Genomic DNA, 22,490 nt, shown 5'->3' with positions numbered 1-22,490 from the left:
AGATGACATTTTCCCTGCGGCAGCCGGCCGCCATGCCGATAGCCCATCCGGGCCGCTTGCCTAGGCTGGCGCTCGCCGTCCTCCTCGCCCTCGCGGCCCTCCCTGCCCTTTCCCGTCCCGCCGGCGCGGCGGAGTGCCCCGGCCATCCCGGCGCGCTCGGCACGGCGCGGGTGCTGGAAGTGGACCCGAAGGGCCTCAGGGTCGGCACGAAGTCCTTCCCCGGCCCCCTGCCTCTGGCGCCGAAGGAGGTGGTGCTCACCTTCGACGACGGCCCGTGGCCCAAGACCACCGCTGCCGTGCTCGACGCGCTCAAGGCGGAATGCGTGCGCGCGACCTTCTTCCTCATCGGCGAGAATGCGCGCGCCCGGCCGGAGCTGGTGCGGCGCACGCTGGCCGAGGGCCATACGGTTGCCCACCACACCCTGACCCATCCGGCGGCGACGCTGGCGAAGATCCCGTTCGACGACGCGGTGCGCGAGATCGAGCGCGGCATGGCCGCGGACGAGACCGCCGCCTACGGCACGGCGGGAGCTGCGCCGCGCGTGCCGTTCTTCCGCTTTCCCGGCTTCGCCTCCACGCCGCAGCTGCTGGACTATCTGGACCGCAAGGGCGTCGGCGTGTTCGGCGCGGATTTCTGGGCCAGCGACTGGAACGTGATGACCCCGGAGGCCGAACTGGATCTGGTGCTGAAACGTCTGGACGCGGCCGGCGGGGGCATCGTGCTGTTCCACGACACCAAGCCCTACACCGCGGCGATGATTCCCGCCTTCCTGCGCGCGCTGGCGGACCGCGGCTATACGGTGGTGCACATCGTGCCGAAGCCGGCGGGCGCCGGCTGAACGGCGGTCCGCGCAAACCCCACAAACGCAAATGAGCGCCACAAACGCAAAAGGCGGCCCGAGGGCCGCCCTTTCCATGCCCGCTCCCGGCGGGGCTCACCGATCCACTGGTGCGGACGAGAGGACTCGAACCTCCACGGGTCTCCCCACTAGCACCTCAAGCTAGCGCGTCTACCAATTCCGCCACGACCGCAGTCAGGGATGGCACCGGCAGGGGTTCCTTTGCAGGACCGCTCCGGCCGGGGGCCATCGTCTAACAGATCGGATTGGCGGCCACAAGTGCTTCGCAACCGCCTGCGCCATTCCCCGCGCAGCCTGTGGATGACGCGCGTGCGACACCCCTGGCGCGAGGGGGCTGGACCCGGGCGGGCGAAGGTTTAAAGCATCTGTCCATGACGCCCGCCACCACCCGCTCCAGCCTCGACACGCTCTTCTTTCCGGCCGATCCGGCCGCGCCGCCGGTGGAATGGACCGTCAGCGAGGGGCTCGTCCCCTATCCCGAGGCCCTCGCCGCCATGGAGGCGCGGGTGGCGGCCATCGCCGAGGGCACGGCGCCCGAGTGCGTGTGGCTTCTGGAGCATCCCCCGCTCTACACCGCCGGCACCAGCGCCCGGCCGGAAGACCTCGTGGACGCGCGATTCCCGGTCTACGAGACCGGCCGCGGGGGGCAGTTCACCTATCACGGGCCGGGCCAGCGCGTGGCCTATGTGATGCTCGACCTGCACCGCCGCTCGCCGGACGTGCGGCGCTATGTGAGCGCGCTGGAAGCGTGGATCATCGGCACGCTGTCCGCCTTCAACGTCACCGGCGAGCGGCGCGAGGACCGGGTGGGCGTGTGGGTACGGCGCAAGGGAGGCGGCGAGGACAAGGTCGCCGCGATCGGCATCCGCGTGCGGCGCTGGGTGACGTTCCACGGCATCTCGCTGAACGTGGAGCCGGACCTGTCCCACTTCGGGGGAATCATTCCCTGCGGCGTGCGCGAGCACGGCGTCACCAGCCTCGCCGACCTCGGCCTGCCGGTGAGCATGCCCGAGGTGGACGCGGTGATGCGGGTGGCGTTCGAGGAGGTGTTCGGGAAGACGGTGCGGGCCGAGCCGCCGGCGTTTCAGTCCGCCGGCTGAGCCAAGGCCGGGCAGGCAAGCGGGTCGATGCCGGCCCGGCACGATGGTTGGCGCGCGGTCGCGGACGACCCTGCTCCCTCTCGTTCCTCCCTTGGGGGGCCGGAGCCCCCTCAGGCATACAGACGCGCCGCGAGGGAAGCGGGGCGCGCGCCGTTGACCCCCGGCCCCGGCGTGAGGGCCGCGCCAGGGCGCGGCGCCATGCCCTCAGATCCCCAGCTTTGCCTTCAGGATCTCGTTGAGCGCCTGGGGATTGGCCTTGCCGCCGGAGGCCTTCATGGCCTGGCCGACGAACCAGCCGAGCATGGTGGGCTTGGCCTGCACCTGGGCCACCTTGTCGGGATTGGCGGCGATGATCTCGTCCACCACCTTCTCGATGGCGCCGGTGTCGGTCACCTGCTTCATGCCGCGGGCCTCGACCACCACGCGCGGGTCGCCGCCCTCGGTGAAGACGATCTCGAACAGGTCCTTGGCGATCTTGGAGGAGATGGTGCCCTCGGCGATCAGGTCGAGGATGGCGCCGATCTGGTGCGGCGTGACGGGCGAGGAGGTGACGTCCTTGCCCTCCTTGTTCAGGCGGCCGAACAGCTCGTTGATGACGAAATTCGCCGCCGCCTTGCCGTCGCGCTTCTGCGCGCCGCCTTCCACCACCTGCTCGAAATAGTCGGCGGTCTCGCGCTCGGCCACCAGCACGCCGGCGTCATAGGGCGAGAGGCCGTACTCGGCGATGAAGCGGGCCTTCTTGTCGTCCGGCAGCTCCGGCAGGTGGCTCTTCAGGTCCTCGACCCATTCGGACTTGAGCACCAGCGGCAGGAGGTCCGGATCGGGGAAGTAGCGATAGTCGTGCGCTTCTTCCTTGGAGCGCATGGAGCGCGTCTCGCCCTTGTTGGGGTCGAACAGGCGCGTCTCCTGGTCGATCTTGCCGCCGTCCTCCAGGATCTCGATCTGGCGCCGCGCCTCCACCTCGATGGCCTGGCCGATGAAGCGGATGGAGTTGACGTTCTTGATCTCGCAGCGCGTGCCGAGGCCCTCGCCCGGACGGCGCACGGAGACGTTCACGTCGGCGCGCAGGTTGCCCTTCTCCATGTCGCCGTCGCAGGTGCCGAGATAGCGCAGGATGGTGCGCAGCTTGGTCACGTAGGCCTTGGCTTCCTCGGAGGAGCGCAGGTCCGGCCGGGAGACGATCTCCATCAGCGCCACGCCGGAGCGGTTGAGGTCCACGAAGGAGAGGGTCGGCGACAGGTCGTGGATCGACTTGCCGGCGTCCTGCTCCAGATGCAGGCGCTCGATGCCGACCGTGATGGTCTCGCCGTCGGCGAGGTCGACGATCACCTCGCCCTCGCCCACCACGGGCTGCTTGTACTGGCTGATCTGGTAGCCCTGCGGCAGGTCCGGATAGAAATAGTTCTTCCGGTCGAACACCGAGGTCAGGTGGATCTCGGCCTTCAGGCCGAGCCCCGTGCGCACCGCCTGCGCCACGCATTCCTTGTTGATGACGGGCAGCATGCCGGGCATGGCCGCGTCCACCAGCGAGACGTGGTCGTTGGGCGGGCCACCAAAGGCCGTGGCGGCGCCGGAGAACAGCTTGGCGTTGGACGCGACCTGGGCGTGGACCTCCATGCCGATCACCACTTCCCAGTCGCCGGTGGCGCCGGAAATGAGCTTGCTGGCCTGGGCGGGACGGGTGTGCAGGGTCATGGTCGGCCTGTGGTCCTCATGCTGCGGCGCCCGCAGCCTGTGCCGGCGCTGCGCCGCGATATTGCTCTCACGTAAACCCGAGCGGCCGCCTCTGGCAACCGCAAGGGCGCCGCGCGGCCATCCCGATACCGGCGATGCCGGCCCGGACGGGCAGGCGGGGCGGCAGCGGCCCGGCGCATGGCGCGCAGGGCCGCCCCGGGCTCACAGCTTGATCGGCCGCTTGAGCTGCGCCGTGCAGGTCTTCTCGAAGAGCCCCTTGGCGCCGAGCGCCTGCGGGCTGCGGGTCCGGAACTCGGCGTCCGAGGTCCCCATGCAGAAATTGTAGGCCTCGCCCTCGCTCCAGGAGCCGTCCTTCATGAGGCCGACGTTGCAGCCCTTGGCGATCGCCTTGTTGCGCCACGTCACGTAATAGCTGGCGAACGACTTGCAGACCGGCGTGCGGCTCGCATCCTGCTTCGGCGCGTTGGCCGGCGGCGGAGGCTTGTAGCCGCCGCCTTGCCCGCCATAGGACGTGGCGCAGCCGTCGAACTTGGCGCTCCAGGTCTCGAGCGCATCCGTGGCCTGCTGCGGCGATTTGGTGCCGCACCACTGGAAGTGCCCATCCCAGTTGGAATGGCTGGTCCAGCCCGGGCAACGCATCTTCCGCGCCCGCTGGTCCAGCGCCACCATCTCGTTGGCGTATTGCGTGCAACGATCCTGCGCCTGCGCCACCGGCGCAGCCAGGGACACCGCGCCGACCATCAGGCCCAGCGCCAGACACACTCCCCCCAGACGCCCCATGTCCATCCCCCCGCTCCGGCCGGGGCTGGCCCCCGGCCTGTTCCGCCCCGGCCTGCGTCACCCCCGACGCGGGCCGGGCTCAATGCGCTGCGATCAGCCCTTCCACCACAGGTCCTCGACCGGGAAGCGGCCGGCCGCCTCCTCGATCACCTCGGCGATGGAGAAGAGGCTCTCCTCCTCGAACGGCCGGCCGATGAGCTGGAGCCCGAGCGGCAGCCCGTCCGCCGACAGGCCGGCCGGAACGGAGAGGCCCGGCAGGCCGGCCATGTTCACGGTCACGGTGAAGACGTCGTTCAGATACATCTCCACCGGATCGGCCTTCAGCTTCTCGCCGATGCCGAAGGCGGGCGAGGGCGTGGCGGGCGTCAGCACCGCGTCGATGCCCTGGGCGAACGCCTCGTCGAAGTCGCGCTTGATGAGGGTGCGCACCTTCTGGGCGCGCAGGTAATAGGCGTCGTAATAGCCGGCGGAGAGCACGTAGGTGCCGATCATGATGCGGCGGCGCACCTCCGGGCCGAAGCCGGCGGCGCGGGTGTTCTCGTACATCTCCACCACGTCCTTGCCCGGCACGCGGGCGCCGTAGCGCACGCCGTCGTAGCGGGCGAGGTTGGACGAGGCCTCGGCCGGGGCGACGATGTAATAGGCCGGCAGGGCGTACTGGGTGTGGGGCAGCGAGATGTCCACCACCTGCGCGCCGGCCTCCTCCAGCCAGCGGGCGCCCTGGCGCCACAGGGCGTCGATCTCGTCGGACATGCCGTCCATGCGGTATTCGCGCGGAATGCCGATCTTCTTGCCCTTGATGGAGGCGCCCACCGCCTCCTCATAGTCCGGCACCGCGCGGTTGACGCAGGTGGAGTCCTTCGGATCATACCCCGCCATGGAGCGCAGCAGGACGGCGGCATCGTTCACCGTGCGGGCGAACGGGCCGGCCTGGTCCAGCGAGGAGGCGAAGGCGACGATGCCCCAGCGCGAGCATCGGCCATAGGTGGGCTTGATGCCGACCGTGCCGGTGAAGGCCGCCGGCTGGCGGATGGACCCGCCGGTGTCGGTGCCGGTCGCCCCGGCGCACAGGAACGCCGCCACCGCCGCCGCCGAGCCGCCGGACGAGCCGCCGGGCACGAGGAAGGTGTCGTCGTCGGCGCGCCGCCAGGGCGAGACCACCGGGCCGAAGGCCGACGTCTCGTTCGACGAGCCCATGGCGAACTCGTCGTTGTTGAGCTTGCCGAGCATCACCGCGCCGTCGCGCCACAGGTGGGACGTGACGGTGGATTCGTACTGCGGGACAAAGCCGTCGAGGATCTTGGAGCAGGCCGTGGTGCGCACGCCCTCGGTGCAGAACATGTCCTTCACGCCGAGGGGGATGCCCTCCAGCGGGCCGGTGTCGCCGGAGGCGATGCGCCGGTCGCTTTCCTTCGCCATCTCCAGGGCGATCTCCGGCGTCTCCAGCACATAGGCGTTGAGCGGACGGGCATCGGCCATGGCCTTCAGGTAGGCCTCGGTGAGCTCGACCGAGGTGAACTCGCCCTGGGCGAGACCTTCGCGCGCCTGGGTGAGGGTGAGCTTGGTGAGCTTGGTCATTCCACCACCTTCGGCACGGTAAAGAAGCCGCCCTCGGCATCCGGGGCGTTGGCGAGCACCTTCTCCGGGCAGTGCCCGTCGCTCACCACGTCCTCGCGCATGGGCAGCTCCACCGGCACCACGCCGGTGAGCGGCTCCACGCCGGAGACATCGAGATCGGCCAGCTGCTCGACGAATTCGAGGATGGCGTTCAGCTCGTTCTGAAGATGGCCGAGTTCTTCCTCGCGCACCGAGATGCGCGCGAGATGGGCCACCCGGCGGACGGTCGCCTGATCGACGGACATGTTGCGCTCCCAAAAGCTGACCGCCGCTATAGCAAGGGGTATGTCGCGGTGGAAGGGTTTGCCGGGAAAGCGCTGAAATGGGCCGGCGCGCCGCGGTGCCGCCGGCGGTCACGGATTTCCGCGTTTCCGCCCGGCGGCGAAATGCTTTAGCCATGGGGCATGACAGACGCCCCTGCCCCCATCGGCCCGCTGGCCGAGATCGCCGCTTTGCTGCCCGCCCGCGGCGCGCTGCTGGGGCTCGACCTCGGCACCAAGACCATCGGCGTCGCCTCGAGCGATCCGGACCGGCGGGTGTCGACGGTGGTGGAGACGGTGCGGCGCACGAAATTCACCGCCGATGCCGGGCGCCTGCTGGAGCTGGCGGCCGAGCGGCGGGCGGTGGCCTTCGTGCTGGGCCTGCCCCTCAACATGGACGGCACCGAGGGTCCGCGCGCCCAGGCGAGCCGCGCCTTTGCCCGCAACCTCGCGCGCCTCGCCCCGCTGCCCATCGCCCTGTGGGACGAGCGGCTGTCGACGGTGGCGGTGGAGCGCGCGCTGATTTCCGCCGACGTCAGCCGCGCCCGGCGCGCCGCCGTGGTGGACCAGCACGCCGCCGCCTTCATCCTGGAGGGCGCGCTGGATTTTCTCGCCCACCGCGCCGCGAACGAAGCCGGACCGGACGACGACGCCTGATTCGGACACGCTGTGTTTTCAGCCCGTTCCCGCCCGGGCCGGGGCCTGTCCCGTTCCGGGACACCGGCCCGAGCCGCCCGCATGTTGGTCCGGCCCTTGCGACCTGTTGCGCACGGCCAGGATTTGTCCTTACAGCACAATTTGTTGCCTGCCGGCGCGCGGCGGGCGGGGTAAGCATCGGCCCATGGATCTCATCTTCAGCGCCCTCACGCCCGTCTTCCTCGTCATCGCCCTCGGCGCGGTGCTGCGGCGGGTCCTGCTCACCGATGCCATGCACTGGGCGGCGCTGGAGAAGCTCACCTATTTCGTGCTGTTCCCGGCGCTCCTCATCGTCTCGGCGGTGAAGGCGGACCTCAGCGAGCTGAACCTGCTGGCGCTGGGCGGGGCGCTGATCGGCGCGGTGGTGCTGCTCTCCGCGCTGATTCTGCTGCTGCATCGTCCGCTGGTGAGCGTGCTGGTGGCGGACGGGCCGGCCTTCACCTCCCTGTTCCAGGGGGCGGTGCGCTGGAACACCTATATCGTGCTCGCGGTGGCCGGCGGGCTCTATGGCGCGGCGGGAATCACCATCGCCGCCTTCGCGCTGGTGGCGATGATCCCGGTGGTGAACGTCATCGCGGTGCTGGTGCTGGCGGCCTATTCCGGCCGGCATCCGCCCACGTTCGGCTATGTGATCGGCCAGCTGGCGCGCAACCCCTACATCTGGGCCTGCGCCGCCGGCGCGCTGCTGAACGCCACCCATGTCCCGGTGCCGAAGGTGGCGCTGGAGTTCGGCGACATCCTCGGCCGGGCGTCGCTGGCGCTGGGGCTGCTGGTGGTGGGCGGCGGGCTGGTGCTGGACCGCCTCGCCCGGCCGCGGCCCATCGTGTTCGCCGCGCTGGCGCTGAAGCTGCTGGTGAAGCCGGCCATCGCGCTTGGCCTCGGCCTGCTGTTCGGCCTCTCGGGCACCGAGCTGGTGGTGGCGGCCATCACGGCGGCGGTGCCCTCGGCGCCCAACGGCTATGTGCTGGCCCGCCAGATGGGCGGGGACGCGCCGCTGCTGGCGGAGATCCTGACCCTGCAGATCGTCGGCGCGGCGGTGACCCTGCCGCTGGTGGTGGCGGTGGCGAAGATGCTGGCCTGAGCCGCCGTCCCGGGCGCGGAAAGCGCGACGGCCCCTGCTCAAATGACAAGGGCGGCCGCAGCCGCCCTCATCGCAGACCCTTTACGCGGGATGCGCGGTGATACCGCGCCTCAGCAGGGCGACCAGAAGCCCGCCCCGCCCGGACCGGTGGTCACCCAGCAGCTGCGCGGACGCGGCGCCGGCTCCACATAGACCACGGGCGGCTGCTCGTAATAGACCACCGGCGGAGGAGGCGGCGCGCTGGCCGCGGCCCCGGCGATGGCCGCCGCGCCCAGGATGCCGAGCGCCACGCCCGCGCCCACGGCCGCGCCGCAATTGCCGCAGCCATAGGGGTACCAGCGTCCGCCATGCCAGGCGCCATTGGGGTACCAGCGGCCACGATACCAGTAGCCCACGTCGGTTACCGCCGCGGCCTTGCCGGGCGAGAGCGCCAGCGCGCCCGAGCCGATGGCGGCGGCGGAGGACGGCACCGCGGTGCCGGCGAGGGTCGCGGCCGCAAGCGTGAGCGCGAGGAGCCGCGCACGGATTTGAGATGTCATCACAGCAACTCCAGAACGTCGCGGGGCCGGTGACCCCCGGAGCTTCGTTGCACCCGGCGCGCCGCAGCCCCCGGCTCCGACGCGTCACGAGCTTCGGCAAGACTGTTTGCCAAAGTGTGGCGGCGCCCCGGCGGTTCCGGGGATGACGTTCACGAATGATGAACGAGTTCCTAACGCCCGCGCCCGACGCGCCGGGCTACCGGTGGGGCGGCCAAGGATGCGGCGGCCAATGGTGCGGGCCTTTCCACAGCCGCGCCACGCGGCTTGCCGGGCGGCCGCGCTGGGGCTATGCCTGCCGCCTGCCATGCATGCCGCCTCCGCCTTCACCCTCTCCGGCCGGGATCTTCTCGGCATCGAAGGCCTTTCGGCCAGCGAGATCACCGGCCTGCTCGACCTGGCGGAGGAGTTCGTCGAACTCAACCGGCAGATCGAGAAGAAGCGCACCACCCTGCGCGGCCGCACCCAGATCAACCTGTTCTTCGAGGCCTCCACCCGCACCCAGTCCTCCTTCGAGATCGCCGGAAAGCGGCTCGGGGCGGACGTGATGAACATGTCGGTCGGCTCGTCCTCCGTGAAGAAGGGCGAGACGCTGGTGGACACCGCCATCACGCTCAATGCCATGCACCCGGACATCCTGGTGGTGCGGCATCACGCATCCGGCGCGGTGGCGCTGCTCGCCCGCAAGGTGGACTGCTGCGTGGTGAACGCCGGCGACGGCGCCCACGAGCACCCCACCCAGGCGCTGCTCGACGCGCTGACCATCCGCCGCAACAAGGGCCGCATCCAGGGCCTCAACGTCGCCATCTGCGGCGACGTGCTGCACTCGCGCGTCGCCCGCTCCAACATCCTTTTGCTGCACACGCTGGGCGCGCGGGTGCGGGTGGTGGCCCCCTCCACCCTGCTGCCCTCGGGCATCGAGGATCTGGGCGTCGAGGTCTACCGCACCATGGAGGCGGGGCTTGAGGGCGCCGACATCGTGATGATGCTGCGCCTCCAGCGCGAGCGCATGACCGGCTCCTTCATCCCCTCGGTGAAGGAGTATTTCCACTATTTCGGCCTCGACGAGGCCAAGCTGCGCTACGCCGCGCCCGACGCGCTGGTGATGCACCCCGGCCCCATGAACCGCGGCGTCGAGATCGATTCGGCGGTCGCGGACGGCCCCGCCTCCCTCATCCGCGAGCAGGTGGAGATGGGCGTGGCGGTGCGCATGGCCGTGCTCGACACCCTCGCCCGGAAGCTGCCCAATGCGTGATCCTCGCACCATCTTCCGCGAGCCGCGCCCGCTGCTGCTCGCCAATGCGCGGGTGGTGGACCCCTCGCGCGGGTCGGATTTCCACGGCGACGTCTATCTCGCCGACGGCGTCGTCAAGGATGCCGGCTTCGGCATCGCCGCCGGCGGCGTGCCGGACGGGGCCGAGGTGGTGGATTGTGCCGGCGCGGTGGTCGCGCCGGGCCTTGTCGACATGCGCGCCTTCGTGGGCGAGCCCGGCGCCGAGCATCGCGAGACGCTGGCCTCCGCCAGCCATGCGGCGGCGGCCGGCGGCGTCACCACCATCATCTGCCAGCCCACCACCGACCCGGCGGTGGACGACCCCGCCATCGTCGACTTCATCCTGCGCCGCGCCCGCGACACGGCGGTGGTGCGGGTGCATCCCATGGCGGCCATCACCAAGGGCCTGAAGGGCGAGGAGATGACCGAGATCGGCCTGTTGCAGGCCGCCGGCGCCGTCGCCTTCACCGACGGCCACCGCTCTCTGGCCAGCGCCCAGGTGCTGCGCCGGGCGCTGACCTACGCCCGCGACTTCGACGCCCTGGTGGTCCACCAGACCGAGGACGCCTCCATGTCCGGCGGGGCGATGAACGAGGGCGCGTTCGCCGCCCGGCTCGGCCTCTCCGGCATTCCCAAGGCGGCCGAGACCATCGTGCTGGAGCGCGACGTGCGGCTGGTGGCCGGCGCGCGCGGGCGCTACCACGCGGCGGCGCTGACCTGCGCCGAATCGCTGGAGGTGCTCCAGCGGGCGAAGGAGGCGGGGCTCCCCGTCACCGCCTCGGCCAGCATCAACCATCTCTCGTTCAACGAGCTCGATATCGGCGGCTACCGCACCTATTTCCGCCTCTCCCCGCCGCTGCGCGCCGAGGACGACCGGCAGGCGCTGATCCGCGCCCTCGCCTCCGGCCTCATCGACGTGGTGGTCTCCGACCATCTGCCGCAGGACGTGGAAGGCAAGCGCCTGCCCTTCTCGGAGGCCGAGCCCGGCGCCATCGGGCTGGAGACGCTGCTGTCCGCCGCGCTCAGGCTGGTGCACTCGGACCAGGTGGATCTCGTCAACCTGCTGGCGGCGCTTTCCACCCGCCCGGCAGAAATCCTCGGCCTCGACGCCGGGACGCTCAGGCCCGGCGCGCCGGCGGACGTGATGGTGTTCGATCCCGGCCTGCCCTACGTGCTGGACCCGACCCAGCTCAAGTCGCGCTGCCGCAACACGCCGTTCGACGAGGCCCGGCTGGAGGGGCGTGTGCTGCGCACCATCGTTGCCGGTGTCACCGTCTACGAATACGTTTGACGCGCCCGCCCCGCTCAAGAGGTCCGCATGCCTGATCCGTCGTCCGCGCTCGTGCTCGCCATGGCGCTGGCGCTCGGCTACCTGCTGGGCTCCATCCCGTTCGGCCTGCTGCTGACCCGGGCCGCCGGCACGGGCGACATCCGCGCCATCGGCTCGGGCAACATCGGCGCCACCAACGTGCTGCGCACCGGGCGCAAGGATCTCGCCGCCGCCACCCTGCTGCTCGACGCGCTGAAGGGGACGGCGGCCGTGCTCGCCGCCCGCTATCTCTGGGGCATGGAGGCCGCCATGGCCGCCGGCCTCGGCGCGTTCGTGGGACACATCGCGCCGGTGTGGCTGCGCTTCAGGGGCGGCAAGGGGGTGGCGACATTCCTCGGCGTCACCCTGGGCCTGATCTGGCCGGCAGCGCTGGTGTTCGCGGTGGTGTGGCTCGCCGCAGCGAAGCTGACGCGCTATTCCTCCCTCTCCGCCCTGATGGCCTCGGTCGCGACCGTAATCGCGGCCAAGGTGATGGGGAGCGATCCTTTGGCGCTGCTTTTGGCTGTGCTTGCCATCCTGCTGTGGATCAAGCACCACGCCAACATCCGCCGCCTCATGGAAGGCACGGAAGGCAAGATCGGCGCGAAGGGCTGAGGCGCATGGCGCGACAGGCACCGCCCGCGCCCGGTCCGGGAGAGCTGCTCTCCCCCGTCCAGCGGCGTGACTGGCTGCGCCTGATCCGCACTGAGAATGTCGGCCCGCGCACCTTCCGCGCCCTCATCAACCAGTTCGGTGGCGCCAGCGCGGCGCTCGAGGCCCTGCCCTCCCTCGCCCGGCGTGGCGGCCGGCTGCTGCCGCCGCGCATGCCCACGCCCGACGAGGCCGAGGCGGAGATGGCGGCGCTCGCCCGCATGGGCGCGCGGCTGGTGGCATCCGGCGAGGCGGACTATCCGTTCGCCCTGCGCCAGCTGGACGATGCCCCGCCGCTGCTGTGCGTGAAGGGCCAAGGGGCGGTGCTGCAGCGGCCCATGGTGGCCATCGTCGGCGCGCGCAACGCCTCGGCGGCCGGCCGCTCCTTCGCCGCCCGTCTGGCGCGCGATCTTGCCGCCGCCGGCTGGGTCGTGGTCTCGGGCCTTGCCCGCGGCATCGACGCCGCCGCTCACGAAGCCGCGCTGGACGGGGGCACGGTGGGCGTGTTCGCGGGCGGCCTCGCCAAGCCCTATCCGCCGGAGAATCTCGGCCTCATCGGCAGGGTGGCGGAGATGGGCGCCGTCGTCTCCGAGATGCCGGTGGGCTGGGAGCCCCGCGCCCGGGACTTTCCCCGCCGCAACCGCCTCGTCTCCGGCATGGCGCTGGGCGTGGTGGTGGTGGAGGCGGCCGAGCGCTCCGGCTCGCTGATCACAGCGCGCCTCGCCGGCGAGCAGGGACGCGAGGTGTTCGCCGTGCCGGGCTCGCCCATGGACCCCCGCGCCGGCGGCACCAACCGTCTGCTGAAGCAGGGCGCGACGCTGGTGACCGAAGCGGAGGACGTCATTTCCGTGCTCGCCCCCATGGCCGGGCGGGCGCGCGGCGATGCCATCGAGGCGGAGGGGCCGGCCATGGAGCCGGCGCAGCCCGGCGAGGATGCGCGCGCCCGCATCATCGAGCTGCTGGGGCCGGTGCCGGCCCTCATCGACGATATCGTGCGGCTCTCCGGCTGCGCGCCGGCGGAGGTGCAGATGGTGCTGCTGGAGCTCGATCTCGCCGGCCGTCTCGATCGCCCCGGCCCCGGCCGCGTGGCGCTGCGGGCGTGACCCCTCAGCCGGGGCGCCGGCCGCCGCGCGGCGGGGAGAGGCTGCCGGAGGCTTCGAGGTCGGCCGCCACGCTCTTGGCCTCCAGCTCGGCCATCTCCAGCAGATAGGCCAGCGTCGTCAGCCCGTTGCCCCGCGCCAGCCGGCGCAGTTCGGCGGCGAGCGAGGCCACATACGCGGCAGCGGAGGCGGGATCGACCCGCAGGCTGGACGAGGACAGATCGGACATGGCGCCGCCCCGGCGAAACTGGACAGGGACCACGTCTTATAGATTGAGTGACATATTTAAACGTATCTATGGTTGTATTTTGACGTACCGGGGCCGGAGGTGCTCTCCGGTGGCAGAATTTGACAGGCGCCGTTCCGCTCCCCATGTTGCGGCCGCTCCCCGACGCCGCGAACCGCCGCACGGAAGACGCATTGCTGCGACCAGCCGGACGGAGCCTGCGTGTTCGGCGGCCTTCGGATCGCGCCGGGCAGCGCTGGCGGCCTGCGGGTCGTGATGGATGAAGGTAGCGCGGCCATCCCGGCCGCGATGGGGAAAAGCCGCGGCCTTCCCGGGCGGCGGCAGGGACAGGGATCGCCATCGGCGGCCCCGAAACTGCTTTGAGGCCGCGCAATGGGGCAGCGGCCCATGTGAAGAGATACGGTTGGCCATGCAGGTCGTCATCGTCGAATCGCCCGCCAAGGCGAAGACGATCAACAAATATCTCGGTCCGGGCTACGAGGTCATCGCCTCCTACGGCCACGTGCGCGACCTGCCGTCCAAGGACGGGTCGGTGGACCCGGATGCCGATTTCCGCATGCTGTGGGAAGTCGATCCCAAGGCCCAGAAGCGCCTCAACGAGATCGCCAGCGCCGTGAAGGGCGCCGACGGCCTGATCCTCGCCACCGACCCGGATCGCGAGGGCGAGGCCATCTCCTGGCATGTGCTTGAGGTGCTGCGGCAGAAGAAGGCGCTGAAGGACCAGAAGGTCGAGCGCGTCGTCTTCAACGCCATCACCAAGCAGGCGGTGCTGGAGGCCATGAAGGCCCCGCGCGCCATCGACGTGGCGCTGGTGGATGCCTATCTCGCCCGCCGCGCGCTCGATTATCTGGTGGGCTTCACCCTCTCGCCCGTGCTGTGGCGCAAGCTGCCGGGCGCCCGCTCGGCCGGGCGCGTGCAGTCGGTGGCGCTGCGCCTCGTCTGCGACCGCGAGCGCGAGATCGAGACCTTCGTCAAGAAGGAATACTGGTCCATCGTCGCCCGCCTCGCGACGCCCCGCGCCGAGGAGTTCGAGGCGCGCCTCTCGGGTGCCGACGGCAAGAAGATCACCCGCCTGTCGGTGGGCACGGCGGAGGAAGCGAAGGCCTTCCGCGCGGCGCTGGAGAGCGCGGATTTCCGCGTCCGCTCCATCGAGGCGAAGCCGGTGCGGCGCCATCCGCAGCCTCCCTTCACCACCTCCACCCTGCAGCAGGAGGCGAGCCGCAAGCTCGGCCTCGCCCCGGCCCGCACCATGCAGATCGCCCAGCGCCTGTATGAAGGCGTCGACGTGGGCGGCGAGACGGTGGGCCTCATCACCTACATGCGTACCGACGGCGTTGACATGGCGCCCGAGGCCGTGGCCGCCACCCGCAGCGCCATCGGCAAGCAGTTCGGCCCCAAGTACCTGCCCGGCGTGCCGCGCAAGTACACCACCAAGGCCAAGAACGCGCAGGAGGCCCACGAGGCCATCCGCCCCACCGACCCCTCCCGCCACCCGCGAGAGGTGGCCCGTTACGTGGATGGCGAACAGGCCAAGCTCTACGAGCTGATCTGGATCCGCACCGTGGCGAGCCAGATGGAATCGGCCGAGCTGGAGCGCACCACCGCCGACATCGAGGCGAAAGCCGGCGGCCGGACGCTGGACCTCACCGCCACCGGCACGGTGGTGAAGTTCGACGGCTTCCTCACCCTCTACCGCGAAGGCAAGGACGACGAGGACGACGACGAGGAGAGCCGCCGCCTCCCCGCCATGAGCGCCAACGAGCGCCTCGACCGGCGGGACATCCAGACCACGCAGCACTTCACCGAGCCGCCGCCGCGCTATTCGGAAGCCTCGCTGGTGAAGCGCATGGAGGAGCTCGGCATCGGCCGTCCCTCCACCTACGCCGCCGTGCTCGCCGTGCTGCGCGACCGCGAATATGTGAAGCTCGACAAGAAGCGCCTCGTGCCCGAGGACAAGGGACGGCTGGTGACGGCCTTCCTAGAAAGCTTCTTCAAGCGCTACGTGGAATACGACTTCACCGCCGACCTCGAGGAGAAGCTCGACGAGGTCTCCGCGGCGCAGATCGACTGGAAGGAGGTGCTGCGCGCCTTCTGGCAGGACTTCCACGCCGCCATCGAGGCCACCAAGGATCTGCGCGTCTCCCAGGTGCTCGACGCCCTGGACGAGATGCTCACCGCCCACATCTTCCCGCCCACCCAGGACGGAACCGACCCCCGCCTGTGCCCCACCTGCGGCACCGGTCGGCTGTCGCTGAAGATGGGCAAGTTCGGCGCCTTCATCGGCTGCTCGAACTATCCCGAGTGCCGCCACACCCGTCCGCTCACCGGCGACAATGCCCAGGAAGGCGACGGCACGCGCGTGCTCGGCCTCGATCCGGAGTCCGGCGAGGAGGTGACGGTGCGCTCCGGCCGGTTCGGCACCTATCTCCAGCTCGGCGAAGGCAAGGACGGGGAGAAGCCCAAGCGCTCGTCCCTCCCCAAGGGCCTCGCCCCGGCCGACGTGGACCTGGAGACGGCGCTGAAGCTGCTCGCCCTGCCGCGCGAGATCGGCCGCCATCCGGACGACCAGGAGCCCATCCTCGCCGGCATCGGCCGCTACGGGCCATACGTCCAGCACGGGCGCATCTACGCCAATCTCGAGGATGGCGACGATGTGCTCGCGGTGGGCCTCAACCGGGCGGTGGCGCTGATCGCCGAGAAGCAGTCCAAGGGCCGCGGCGGGCGCGGAGCAGCCACGGCCGGGCGCACGCTGGGCGATCATCCGGTCCATGGCGGACCGATCACCGTGCGCGCGGGCCGGTTCGGCCCCTACGTGAACCACGGCAAGATCAACGCCACGCTGCCGAAATCGGTGGACCCGGAGGCGCTGACCCTCGCCGATGCGGTGACCATCATCGACGCCAAGGCCGCAACCTCGCCCGCCAAGGCACCGAAGAAGACCGCCGCGAAATCGGCCGAGCCGAAGGCGACGAAGGCCAAGGCCGCGCCCAAGGCCAAGGCGGCCACCAAGGCCGCCGGCACCAAGAAGGCCGCCCCGAAGGCCAAGGGCACCAAGGCGGCCGAATAGGCCGCCCGTCCCGGCGCTTTCGGGCGCCGGGTGTCCGCATTCGAGGCTCGGCCCGTCGCCTGACGGGGCCTCCCGCGCGGACCATCCGGCCGCGAGGATCGCCCGCCGGACCACCGATCCGCTGATCCGCTGACGCGCCGGATTGCCACGTCCATGCGCCGGAGGACCGGGCGCACGGCGCGGCGATCCTTTCGATGTCGTCTGCCGCACGATGCCGGGCCGCGTGCTCCTTCCGCCGATCCGCTGACGCCTCGTCAGGCCCCCGGCACCTCCGCCGGCAGATGGACGGCGCCGCGCAACGGCCGCTCGGGCATGGTCAGGAGGCCGGCGAAGGTGGCGACCAGCATCGCCGCGACGGTGGCGAACACCAGCCGGAACGCGTCGCCGATCAGCGGCGCCGCCGCCATGCGGGCGAGCGCGTCCGCATCCATCACCTTGTCGGCGCCGATGGCGGCGACCAGCACGGCACCCAGAACCGCCACCGCCAGCGCGCCGCCGAGCTGGCGGAAAAAGGTCATGACGCCCGTCACCGTCCCCATGCGGTGGGGCGGAACGGCGTTCTGGATGGAGACGGTGCACACCGGCAGCACCGTGCCGATGCCCATGCCCACCAGCGCGAACAGCACGCCCACGGCCCACAGCGGCAGCGCGGCCGGCAGCGCGGCGAGCGCCAGGAGCAGGAGCGCCGCAAGCCCGGTTCCCGCCAGCGCCGGGCGCTTGTAGCGCACCATGCGGGGCATGGACTGGCCGGAGATCATGGCGCCGCAGACCACCCCACCCATGAGCGGGATCAGCGCCAGGCCCGAGCCGGTGGCCGAAAGGCCGCGCGCGGTCTCGAAATAGAGCGGCACGTAGATGGAGAGCCCCACCATCGCGCCCACGGCCGCGAATGCGGCGGCGATGCCGCGTCCCACCACCGGATCGCTCAGGAGGCCGAGCGGCAGGAACGGCTCCTCCGCCCGCGCCATGCGCCACACGAACAGGACTGACAGCGCACCCGCAGCGGCCAGGAGGCCGAGGATGGGCGCCGACGACCACGCATAGCGCACGCCGCCCCACCCCAGCGCCAGCAAGAGGGCGATGCTCGCCAGCATCATCAGCGCCGCGCCGGAATAGTCCATCCGGTGCCGCCGCTCGTGGCGCGGCAGGCGGCGCAGGGCGCGCTGGGTCATCAGGAAGGCGGCAAGGCCGAGGGGCAGGTTGATCCAGAAGATCAGCGACCAGTCGAAATGCTGGGCGAGCACGCCGCCCAGCACCGGCCCGGCGATGCTGGCGGCGCCGAACACGCCGGCGACCTGCGCCTGATAGCGCCCCCGCTCACGCGGCGGCACCACGTCGGCGATGATGGTCTGCGCCAGCGAGATCAGCCCGCCCCCGCCCAGCCCCTGCACGAAGCGCGCGACCACCAGCGCCAGAAGGCTCGGCGCCAGCGCGCATCCCACCGAGGCGATGCTGAAGACGGCCACCGCCGTCAGCAGCATCACGCGCCGGCCGTGGATGTCGCTGAGCTTGCCGTAGAGCGGCGTCACCACCGTGCAGGCGATGAGATAGGCGGTGACCACCCACGCGAGATTGGCGAAATCGCCGAACGCCGCGCCGATGGAGGGCAGCGCCGTGGCCACGATGGTCTGGTCCAGCGCCCCCAGCAGCATGGCCAGCATGACGCCGAGGATGATGCGCCGGATCTCCCCCGGCCCGGGGGCGGCGCCGGCGGGCGCGCGGGATGGCGGGGGCTGGTGCGGATCCATGGTGCGTTCGGAAGGAGGCGCGGCTTCGGCCGGCGGGAAGGCAGCTCTACATCGCCCCCGCCCGGCCGGGAAGGCGCGGCGCGGGCAACCACCGGCGGGTCGCGGAGGCGTGATCGCGCGGAACCGCACGCCGAGAGAGCGGCCCTGAGGTCCGTGGCAGCGCCCGCGCCTCTCCCGACGGAACGGAAATTAGGCGGACGCCCTCACGCCCTGCAGACCACGGCACACCGCCCGAGGGCGCGGCGGCGGACGCTAGGCATCGACCGGAACGGGGTCCTGCGGAACATTCAGCTCCGGCGCGGCCTCGGCTGTCCTGTGGGCCGGATCGGGCTTGCCCTCCGGCGCATCGGCCTCGTTCTCGCCCCGGCCGGGCGGGATTGCGGTCTCCTCCGGTGCCGGCAGCGGGTCCGGCTCCACCTGCCGGTGCACCAGGCTGTGGATGAAGCCGATCTTCGCGATCACCCCCGGCCCGAGGATGAAGGGATAGGCATCCGACATGCCGAGGCAGCGGTTCAGGTTGTTGAGCGCGAACGAGATGGGCAGCCAGGAATCCACCATCTGCTGGATGCTGCAGGCGAGAAACGGATTGAAGTCCACCTGCGCCTGCAGCTCGCCGGTGCGGTCGAGCCAGGGGCGCACGCGGATGCCGAAGGCGGCCGCCATCTCCAGCGTGTCGACGATGTGGATGTAGTGCTTGAAGGTCTCCGCGAAGTCCTCCCACGGATGGGCGGTGGCATAGGCGGAGACGTAATTGGATTGCCACTCCGGCAGCGGGCCATTGGCATAATAGACCTTCAGCGCTTCGCCATAATCCACCGTCTCGTCGCCGAACAGCTCACGGAAGGCATTGAGCCGCCCGGCATCGCGCACCAGCCGGTTCCAGTAATAATGCCCCACCTCGTGCCGGAAATGCCCCAGCACGGTGCGATACAGCTCGCCGAGATCATTCTTGCGCTGCTCGCGCTCGGCGTCGTCCGCCTCCACCAGCGCGATGGTGACGAGCCCCTCGTCGTGCCCCGTCATCACCCGCGGCACCGAGTTGTCGGGCGCGTCGGCGAGGAAGTCGAAGCACAGGCCGCCCTCGCGGTCCTTGTTGCTCTCCAGCGGCAGGTTGAGGCGGATGAGCGAATAGATCAGCCGGTGCTTGGCCACTTCAACGCGGCGCCACTTGCGCAGATTCTCGGGCACACTGAGGTCGGGCACCGTGCGGTTGTGGCGGCAGGCGAGGCAGAACTCTTCCTCCTGCTCCGCCGGAATCAGCCAGTTGCAGGCATCGTGCGCGGCATTGGCGCAGAAGCGGTAGCGCCCCGCCGTGCGTCCCAGCGTGCGCCAGGCGTCGCCGTCCGCCTCGATCGGGGCGAGCTCGTTGGTCTCGGGCACGTAGCCGAGATCATGGCCGCACTTCTCGCAGCGACGGTTCTCGAAATACAGGAGCTGGTCGCACGCGGCGCAGCGAAACAGGCGCATGATGGTCATCCCTCCCGGCCACGGCGCGTCAGGCGCGCTTTTGTCCCCAGAGCCGGGCTGGAGGGGAAACACATCCGGTCTCCCTGGGTTCCCGCGCGCCGCGTCCACCGCACAGATTCCTCCCGGATTCGCGCCGTGTCCATCGTGCGCCGCCGCAGGGGGAAACGCCCTCGTGACGCCGGCTCCGGCCGGGCGCATGATCGCGCCCATGCAGGCGGACATCTTCACCATCGGCTACGAGCAGAGCACGCCCCAGGCGTTCACCGACGCCCTCCGGGAGGCACGGGTGGACCTGCTGGTGGACGTGCGGGCCGTCGCCGCCTCGCGCCGGCCCGGCTTTTCCAAGACGGCGCTTGCGGCGGGCGTGGCGGAGCAGGGCATCGGCTATGTGCACCTGCGCGCCCTCGGCACGCCGAAGGAGGGGCGGCTCGCGGCCCGCAGCGGCGACCAGGCCGCGCTGACGCGCATCTATGGCGCCCACCTTGCCACCGCGCCGGCACAGGCGGCGCTGGAGGAACTGGCGGGCCTCGCCGCCGGCCGGCGCATCTGCCTGCTGTGCTACGAGCGCCACGTGGAAGGCTGCCACCGGCTGATGCTGGCGCAGTGGCTGTGCGAGCGGCTGGACGTGCCGGCCACGCACCTCATGCCGGCTCCGTTCTGATCGCCCGCCGGCGCGCGGCGTCCAGCAGCTGGGGCGTGTCCACGTCGACCAGGGCGCCGTCGTCTGCCGCCTCCACCTCCGCCACCACCTCCGCGTGGGCGGCCAGCAGATGGCGCGCGCCCACATCGCCGGACAGGGCGCACAGCTCGGCAAAGAAGCGCCGCGACCACAGCACCGGATGCCCGCGCCTTTCGCCGTGCCGGGGCACGCAGACAAGCCGTCCGGCCTGCGGATCATGCGCGGCGATGAGCTGGTCGATCAGCCCCGGCCCGACCAGCGGCATGTCGCCCAGCATCAGCAGCGCCCCGGCGGCTCCCTCGGGCACGGCGCCGATGCCGGACGCCAGCGAGGACGCCATGCCGGAGGCGAAATCCGCGTTGTGGACCAGTGTCACGTCGAGACCAGCGAGGGCCTCGGCGACCGCGCCGGCATCATGGCCGGTCACCACGATCACCGGCCGGGCGCGGGAGGCGAGGGCCGCCTCGGCCACGCGCCGCACCACCGGCACGCCGGCCACCTCCTCGAGCAGCTTGTTCACCGCCTGTCCGCCGCGCTCGCCCATGCGGGCGCTGCGTCCGCCGGCGAGGATGACGGCGGCGAACGCGCCCTCCCCCGCCGTCCCCTCGCCCGCCATCGCCGCGCGCGGATGCGGCCGGGCGGCGATGTCGGTCAGCAGGCCGCCGGCGCCCATGCGGGCGATGTCGCCGGCGCTCACCGGCAAGCACGCAAGCAGGCGGTGGAGCACGAAATCGAAGCCGTTCTCCTTGGGGCTGCGGGCGCAGCCCGGCGCGCCGATCACCGGCATCTCGCCCAGCCGGCCCAGCATGATGAGGTTGCCGGGGTCCACCGGCATGCCGAGCCGGTCCACCACGCCGCCCGCCTCCACCAGCGCGGCGGGCACCACGTCGCTGCGATCGGTGATGGCGGAGGCGCCGAACACGATCGCCAGCTCCGCCCCGGCCTGCGCCACCGCCGTCAGGGTCGCGGCAAGGGCCTGCGCCTCGTGGGGAACGGTGCGGTTGTCGATGATCCGGGCGCCGGTGGGGTGAAGGCGCGCGCGCGTGACCGCAACTGCCTTCTCCACCAGCTTCGGGGCAAGGCCCGGCAGCAGCGTCGAGATCACGGCCACCCGCGTCAGCCGGTAGGGAGCGACCGAGAGCGCCCCCGGCGCGGCCCGCGCCGCGGCCTGCGCGCTGGCGGCCGGCACCGCGAACGGGATGATCTTCACCGTGCCCACCATGTCCCCCACCGCGACGGGCGCGAAATCCCGCAGCGTGGCGAGCGTGATGGCCTCGTCCACATCGTTGAAGGCGCCCACCGCGTCGGGCGCGGCCCGCACCAGACCCGCGGCGGCGGCATAGAGGTTGGCACGCCCGGTATCGGCCGGGGCGGCGCGCACATGGGGGCCGCTCACCGCATCGGCGAGCAGCGCGGCGGCGGCATCCTCGCCGAGATCGCCCGCCTCGAGCCGCGCCACCACCACCTCGGCCAGGCCGGCCGCCTCCAGCCGCGCGATCTCCGCCCGGCCGAGGCGCGTGCCCTTCCGGATCACGCCATCCTCGAGCCGCACCGAATGGGCGGCGATGGCGCCTTGGGCGGCGGCGAGCGGAACCGGCCCGAACCTCACGCCGCCGCCCCCCGCTGCAGGGATGCGCCGGTGCGCAGGGCGCGGATGACCTCCGCGAGGATCGACACCGCGATCTCGGCCGGGCTCGCCGCGCCGATGTCGAGGCCGATGGGAGCATGGATGCGCGCGCTCTCCTCCAGCGCGAAGCCCTGCGCCGCCAGCCGCTCCACCCGGCGCGCATGGGTGCGGCGCGAGCCCAGCGCGCCCACGTAGAAGCAGCCCGCCCGCAGCGCCGCAGCGAGGGCCGGCTCGTCCAGCTTGGGGTCGTGGGTCACCGCCGCCAGCGCGGTGAAGGGGTCCAGCCCGACCTGCGGCAGCGCCTCTTCCGGCCAGCGGGCGATCACCGGCACGTCGGGGAAGCGCTCGGGGGTAGCGAAGGCGGTGCGCGGGTCGATCAGGATGGTGTCGAAGCCGGCGAGGCGCGCCATGGGCGCCAAAGCCTGCGAGATGTGGACGGCGCCGATCACCACGAGGCGGGGCGGCGGCGCCTCCACCGCGATCAGCAGGCGCCCGGTCCCCTCCCCCAGCACGCAACTGCGCCGCTCTGCCAGCGCGGCGGCGATGGGGCCGGCCAGCGGATCGCCGGCCACGCCGGCCGCGGTAACCAGCCGCTGGACGCCGTCGGCCAACGTCGTCACCACCACGCAGGCGCGGCGGGCGGCCCGTTCGGCATTGAGGGCGGCGAGCAGGTCGAGGCGCATCAGGCATCCTTCCG

At 71.4% G+C, this 22,490-nt stretch carries 20 protein-coding genes and 1 tRNA gene; 10 read left to right on the top strand and 11 right to left on the bottom strand.

Translation table 11 applies throughout. The features are described 5' to 3' along the window. Positions 1–32 precede the first annotated feature (32 nt). Positions 33–839: a polysaccharide deacetylase family protein gene (locus V5F49_RS20865; RefSeq protein ID WP_394115391.1), complete on the top strand. Its 807-nt coding sequence runs from the start codon at positions 33–35 to the stop codon at positions 837–839. Positions 840–947: 108 nt separating this feature from the next. On the opposite strand, the gene V5F49_RS20860 is transcribed toward V5F49_RS20865, so the two are convergent. Then, positions 948–1,032, bottom strand: a tRNA-Leu gene (locus V5F49_RS20860). A 199-nt stretch (positions 1,033–1,231) separates the two neighbouring features. Here V5F49_RS20860 and lipB point away from each other — a divergent pair. After that, positions 1,232–1,960 (top strand): lipoyl(octanoyl) transferase LipB, encoded by a 729-nt coding sequence (lipB, locus tag V5F49_RS20855; RefSeq protein WP_394115188.1) that lies wholly within the window; start codon positions 1,232–1,234, stop codon positions 1,958–1,960. 204 nt (positions 1,961–2,164) lie between these two features. On the opposite strand, the gene gatB is transcribed toward lipB, so the two are convergent. From gatB to gatC, 4 genes are all read right to left on the bottom strand, one after another. Further along, on the bottom strand, positions 2,165–3,655 hold the full coding sequence (gene gatB, locus V5F49_RS20850; protein WP_394115187.1) for an Asp-tRNA(Asn)/Glu-tRNA(Gln) amidotransferase subunit GatB: 1,491 nt from the start codon (positions 3,653–3,655) through the stop codon (positions 2,165–2,167). Between the two features lie 201 nt (positions 3,656–3,856). Further along, positions 3,857–4,441, bottom strand: a complete 585-nt coding sequence (locus V5F49_RS20845; protein WP_394115186.1) for a hypothetical protein — start codon at positions 4,439–4,441, stop codon at positions 3,857–3,859. A gap of 87 nt (positions 4,442–4,528) precedes the next feature. After that, complete coding sequence (gatA, locus tag V5F49_RS20840; RefSeq protein WP_394115185.1) at positions 4,529–6,013, bottom strand: Asp-tRNA(Asn)/Glu-tRNA(Gln) amidotransferase subunit GatA; 1,485 nt, start codon at positions 6,011–6,013, stop codon at positions 4,529–4,531. Further along, entirely contained in the window at positions 6,010–6,297 is a 288-nt protein-coding gene (gene gatC, locus V5F49_RS20835) for an Asp-tRNA(Asn)/Glu-tRNA(Gln) amidotransferase subunit GatC (RefSeq protein WP_394115184.1), read from the bottom strand. The genes gatA and gatC overlap by 4 nt, the downstream gene beginning before the upstream one ends. Before the next feature lie 159 nt (positions 6,298–6,456). Between gatC and ruvX the strand changes: the two genes are divergently transcribed. After that, positions 6,457–6,969, top strand: coding sequence for a Holliday junction resolvase RuvX (ruvX, locus tag V5F49_RS20830; RefSeq protein ID WP_394115183.1), 513 nt, complete (start codon positions 6,457–6,459; stop codon positions 6,967–6,969). Between the two features lie 184 nt (positions 6,970–7,153). Then, positions 7,154–8,089, top strand: coding sequence for an AEC family transporter (locus tag V5F49_RS20825; RefSeq protein WP_394115182.1), 936 nt, complete (start codon positions 7,154–7,156; stop codon positions 8,087–8,089). Positions 8,090–8,199: 110 nt separating this feature from the next. On the opposite strand, the gene V5F49_RS20820 is transcribed toward V5F49_RS20825, so the two are convergent. Next, a complete protein-coding gene (locus tag V5F49_RS20820; RefSeq protein ID WP_394115181.1) occupies positions 8,200–8,628 on the bottom strand; it encodes a hypothetical protein in 429 nt (142 codons plus the stop codon). Positions 8,629–8,932: 304 nt separating this feature from the next. Here V5F49_RS20820 and V5F49_RS20815 point away from each other — a divergent pair, with 304 nt between their 5' ends. Genes V5F49_RS20815 through dprA form a run of 4 tightly spaced genes read left to right on the top strand, consistent with a single transcriptional unit; the run spans position 8,933 to position 12,961 of the window. Further along, positions 8,933–9,880: an aspartate carbamoyltransferase catalytic subunit gene (locus tag V5F49_RS20815; protein ID WP_394115180.1), complete on the top strand. Its 948-nt coding sequence runs from the start codon at positions 8,933–8,935 to the stop codon at positions 9,878–9,880. After that, a complete protein-coding gene (locus V5F49_RS20810; RefSeq protein ID WP_394115179.1) occupies positions 9,873–11,189 on the top strand; it encodes a dihydroorotase in 1,317 nt (438 codons plus the stop codon). The genes V5F49_RS20815 and V5F49_RS20810 overlap by 8 nt, the downstream gene beginning before the upstream one ends. A 27-nt stretch (positions 11,190–11,216) precedes the next feature. After that, a complete protein-coding gene (plsY, locus tag V5F49_RS20805; RefSeq protein ID WP_394115178.1) occupies positions 11,217–11,822 on the top strand; it encodes a glycerol-3-phosphate 1-O-acyltransferase PlsY in 606 nt (201 codons plus the stop codon). 5 nt (positions 11,823–11,827) lie between these two features. Next, positions 11,828–12,961 (top strand): DNA-processing protein DprA, encoded by a 1,134-nt coding sequence (dprA, locus tag V5F49_RS20800; protein ID WP_394115177.1) that lies wholly within the window; start codon positions 11,828–11,830, stop codon positions 12,959–12,961. A 4-nt stretch (positions 12,962–12,965) separates the two neighbouring features. Here the strand turns inward: dprA and V5F49_RS20795 are convergent, their stop codons facing one another. Then, entirely contained in the window at positions 12,966–13,187 is a 222-nt protein-coding gene (locus V5F49_RS20795; RefSeq protein ID WP_394115176.1) for a hypothetical protein, read from the bottom strand. A gap of 427 nt (positions 13,188–13,614) precedes the next feature. Between V5F49_RS20795 and topA the strand changes: the two genes are divergently transcribed. Further along, the gene (gene topA / locus V5F49_RS20790) at positions 13,615–16,272 is read left to right on the top strand and encodes a type I DNA topoisomerase (protein ID WP_394115390.1); all 2,658 of its coding nucleotides are present in this window, start codon (positions 13,615–13,617) and stop codon (positions 16,270–16,272) included. Between the two features lie 254 nt (positions 16,273–16,526). Here the strand turns inward: topA and V5F49_RS20785 are convergent, their stop codons facing one another. After that, complete coding sequence (locus tag V5F49_RS20785; protein WP_394115175.1) at positions 16,527–18,020, bottom strand: MDR family MFS transporter; 1,494 nt, start codon at positions 18,018–18,020, stop codon at positions 16,527–16,529. Between the two features lie 252 nt (positions 18,021–18,272). Further along, positions 18,273–19,487: a zinc-binding metallopeptidase family protein gene (locus tag V5F49_RS20780; RefSeq protein WP_394115174.1), complete on the bottom strand. Its 1,215-nt coding sequence runs from the start codon at positions 19,485–19,487 to the stop codon at positions 18,273–18,275. A 208-nt stretch (positions 19,488–19,695) separates the two neighbouring features. Between V5F49_RS20780 and V5F49_RS20775 the strand changes: the two genes are divergently transcribed. After that, positions 19,696–20,148, top strand: a complete 453-nt coding sequence (locus tag V5F49_RS20775) for a DUF488 domain-containing protein (RefSeq protein ID WP_394115389.1) — start codon at positions 19,696–19,698, stop codon at positions 20,146–20,148. Here V5F49_RS20775 and V5F49_RS20770 read toward each other — a convergent pair. Then, complete coding sequence (locus V5F49_RS20770; RefSeq protein WP_394115173.1) at positions 20,129–21,775, bottom strand: NTP transferase domain-containing protein; 1,647 nt, start codon at positions 21,773–21,775, stop codon at positions 20,129–20,131. The genes V5F49_RS20775 and V5F49_RS20770 overlap by 20 nt on opposite strands. Further along, a complete protein-coding gene (locus V5F49_RS20765) occupies positions 21,772–22,476 on the bottom strand; it encodes an XdhC family protein (protein ID WP_394115172.1) in 705 nt (234 codons plus the stop codon). The genes V5F49_RS20770 and V5F49_RS20765 overlap by 4 nt, the downstream gene beginning before the upstream one ends. Positions 22,477–22,490: the final 14 nt, after the last annotated feature.

The organism is Xanthobacter lutulentifluminis, assembly GCF_043194675.2.
Classification (GTDB): domain Bacteria; phylum Pseudomonadota; class Alphaproteobacteria; order Rhizobiales; family Xanthobacteraceae; genus Xanthobacter.
The sequence above is the reverse complement of the archived record's forward strand: the minus strand, read 5'-3'. Positions and strand labels throughout refer to the sequence as shown.

Excerpts from the sequence above, each read along its gene's own strand:
- V5F49_RS20865 (WP_394115391.1), top strand. The coding sequence starts at position 33 with ATGCCGATAGCCCATCCGGGCCGCTTGCCTAGGCTGGCGCTCGCCGTC.
- lipB (WP_394115188.1), top strand. The coding sequence starts at position 1,232 with ATGACGCCCGCCACCACCCGCTCCAGCCTCGACACGCTCTTCTTTCCG.
- gatB (WP_394115187.1), bottom strand. The coding sequence starts at position 3,655 with ATGACCCTGCACACCCGTCCCGCCCAGGCCAGCAAGCTCATTTCCGGC.
- V5F49_RS20845 (WP_394115186.1), bottom strand. The coding sequence starts at position 4,441 with ATGGACATGGGGCGTCTGGGGGGAGTGTGTCTGGCGCTGGGCCTGATG.
- gatA (WP_394115185.1), bottom strand. The coding sequence starts at position 6,013 with ATGACCAAGCTCACCAAGCTCACCCTCACCCAGGCGCGCGAAGGTCTC.
- gatC (WP_394115184.1), bottom strand. The coding sequence starts at position 6,297 with ATGTCCGTCGATCAGGCGACCGTCCGCCGGGTGGCCCATCTCGCGCGC.
- ruvX (WP_394115183.1), top strand. The coding sequence starts at position 6,457 with ATGACAGACGCCCCTGCCCCCATCGGCCCGCTGGCCGAGATCGCCGCT.
- V5F49_RS20825 (WP_394115182.1), top strand. The coding sequence starts at position 7,154 with ATGGATCTCATCTTCAGCGCCCTCACGCCCGTCTTCCTCGTCATCGCC.
- V5F49_RS20820 (WP_394115181.1), bottom strand. The coding sequence starts at position 8,628 with ATGACATCTCAAATCCGTGCGCGGCTCCTCGCGCTCACGCTTGCGGCC.
- V5F49_RS20815 (WP_394115180.1), top strand. The coding sequence starts at position 8,933 with ATGCATGCCGCCTCCGCCTTCACCCTCTCCGGCCGGGATCTTCTCGGC.
- V5F49_RS20810 (WP_394115179.1), top strand. The coding sequence starts at position 9,873 with ATGCGTGATCCTCGCACCATCTTCCGCGAGCCGCGCCCGCTGCTGCTC.
- plsY (WP_394115178.1), top strand. The coding sequence starts at position 11,217 with ATGCCTGATCCGTCGTCCGCGCTCGTGCTCGCCATGGCGCTGGCGCTC.
- dprA (WP_394115177.1), top strand. The coding sequence starts at position 11,828 with ATGGCGCGACAGGCACCGCCCGCGCCCGGTCCGGGAGAGCTGCTCTCC.
- V5F49_RS20795 (WP_394115176.1), bottom strand. The coding sequence starts at position 13,187 with ATGTCCGATCTGTCCTCGTCCAGCCTGCGGGTCGATCCCGCCTCCGCT.
- topA (WP_394115390.1), top strand. The coding sequence starts at position 13,615 with ATGCAGGTCGTCATCGTCGAATCGCCCGCCAAGGCGAAGACGATCAAC.
- V5F49_RS20785 (WP_394115175.1), bottom strand. The coding sequence starts at position 18,020 with ATGGATCCGCACCAGCCCCCGCCATCCCGCGCGCCCGCCGGCGCCGCC.
- V5F49_RS20780 (WP_394115174.1), bottom strand. The coding sequence starts at position 19,487 with ATGCGCCTGTTTCGCTGCGCCGCGTGCGACCAGCTCCTGTATTTCGAG.
- V5F49_RS20775 (WP_394115389.1), top strand. The coding sequence starts at position 19,696 with ATGCAGGCGGACATCTTCACCATCGGCTACGAGCAGAGCACGCCCCAG.
- V5F49_RS20765 (WP_394115172.1), bottom strand. The coding sequence starts at position 22,476 with ATGCGCCTCGACCTGCTCGCCGCCCTCAATGCCGAACGGGCCGCCCGC.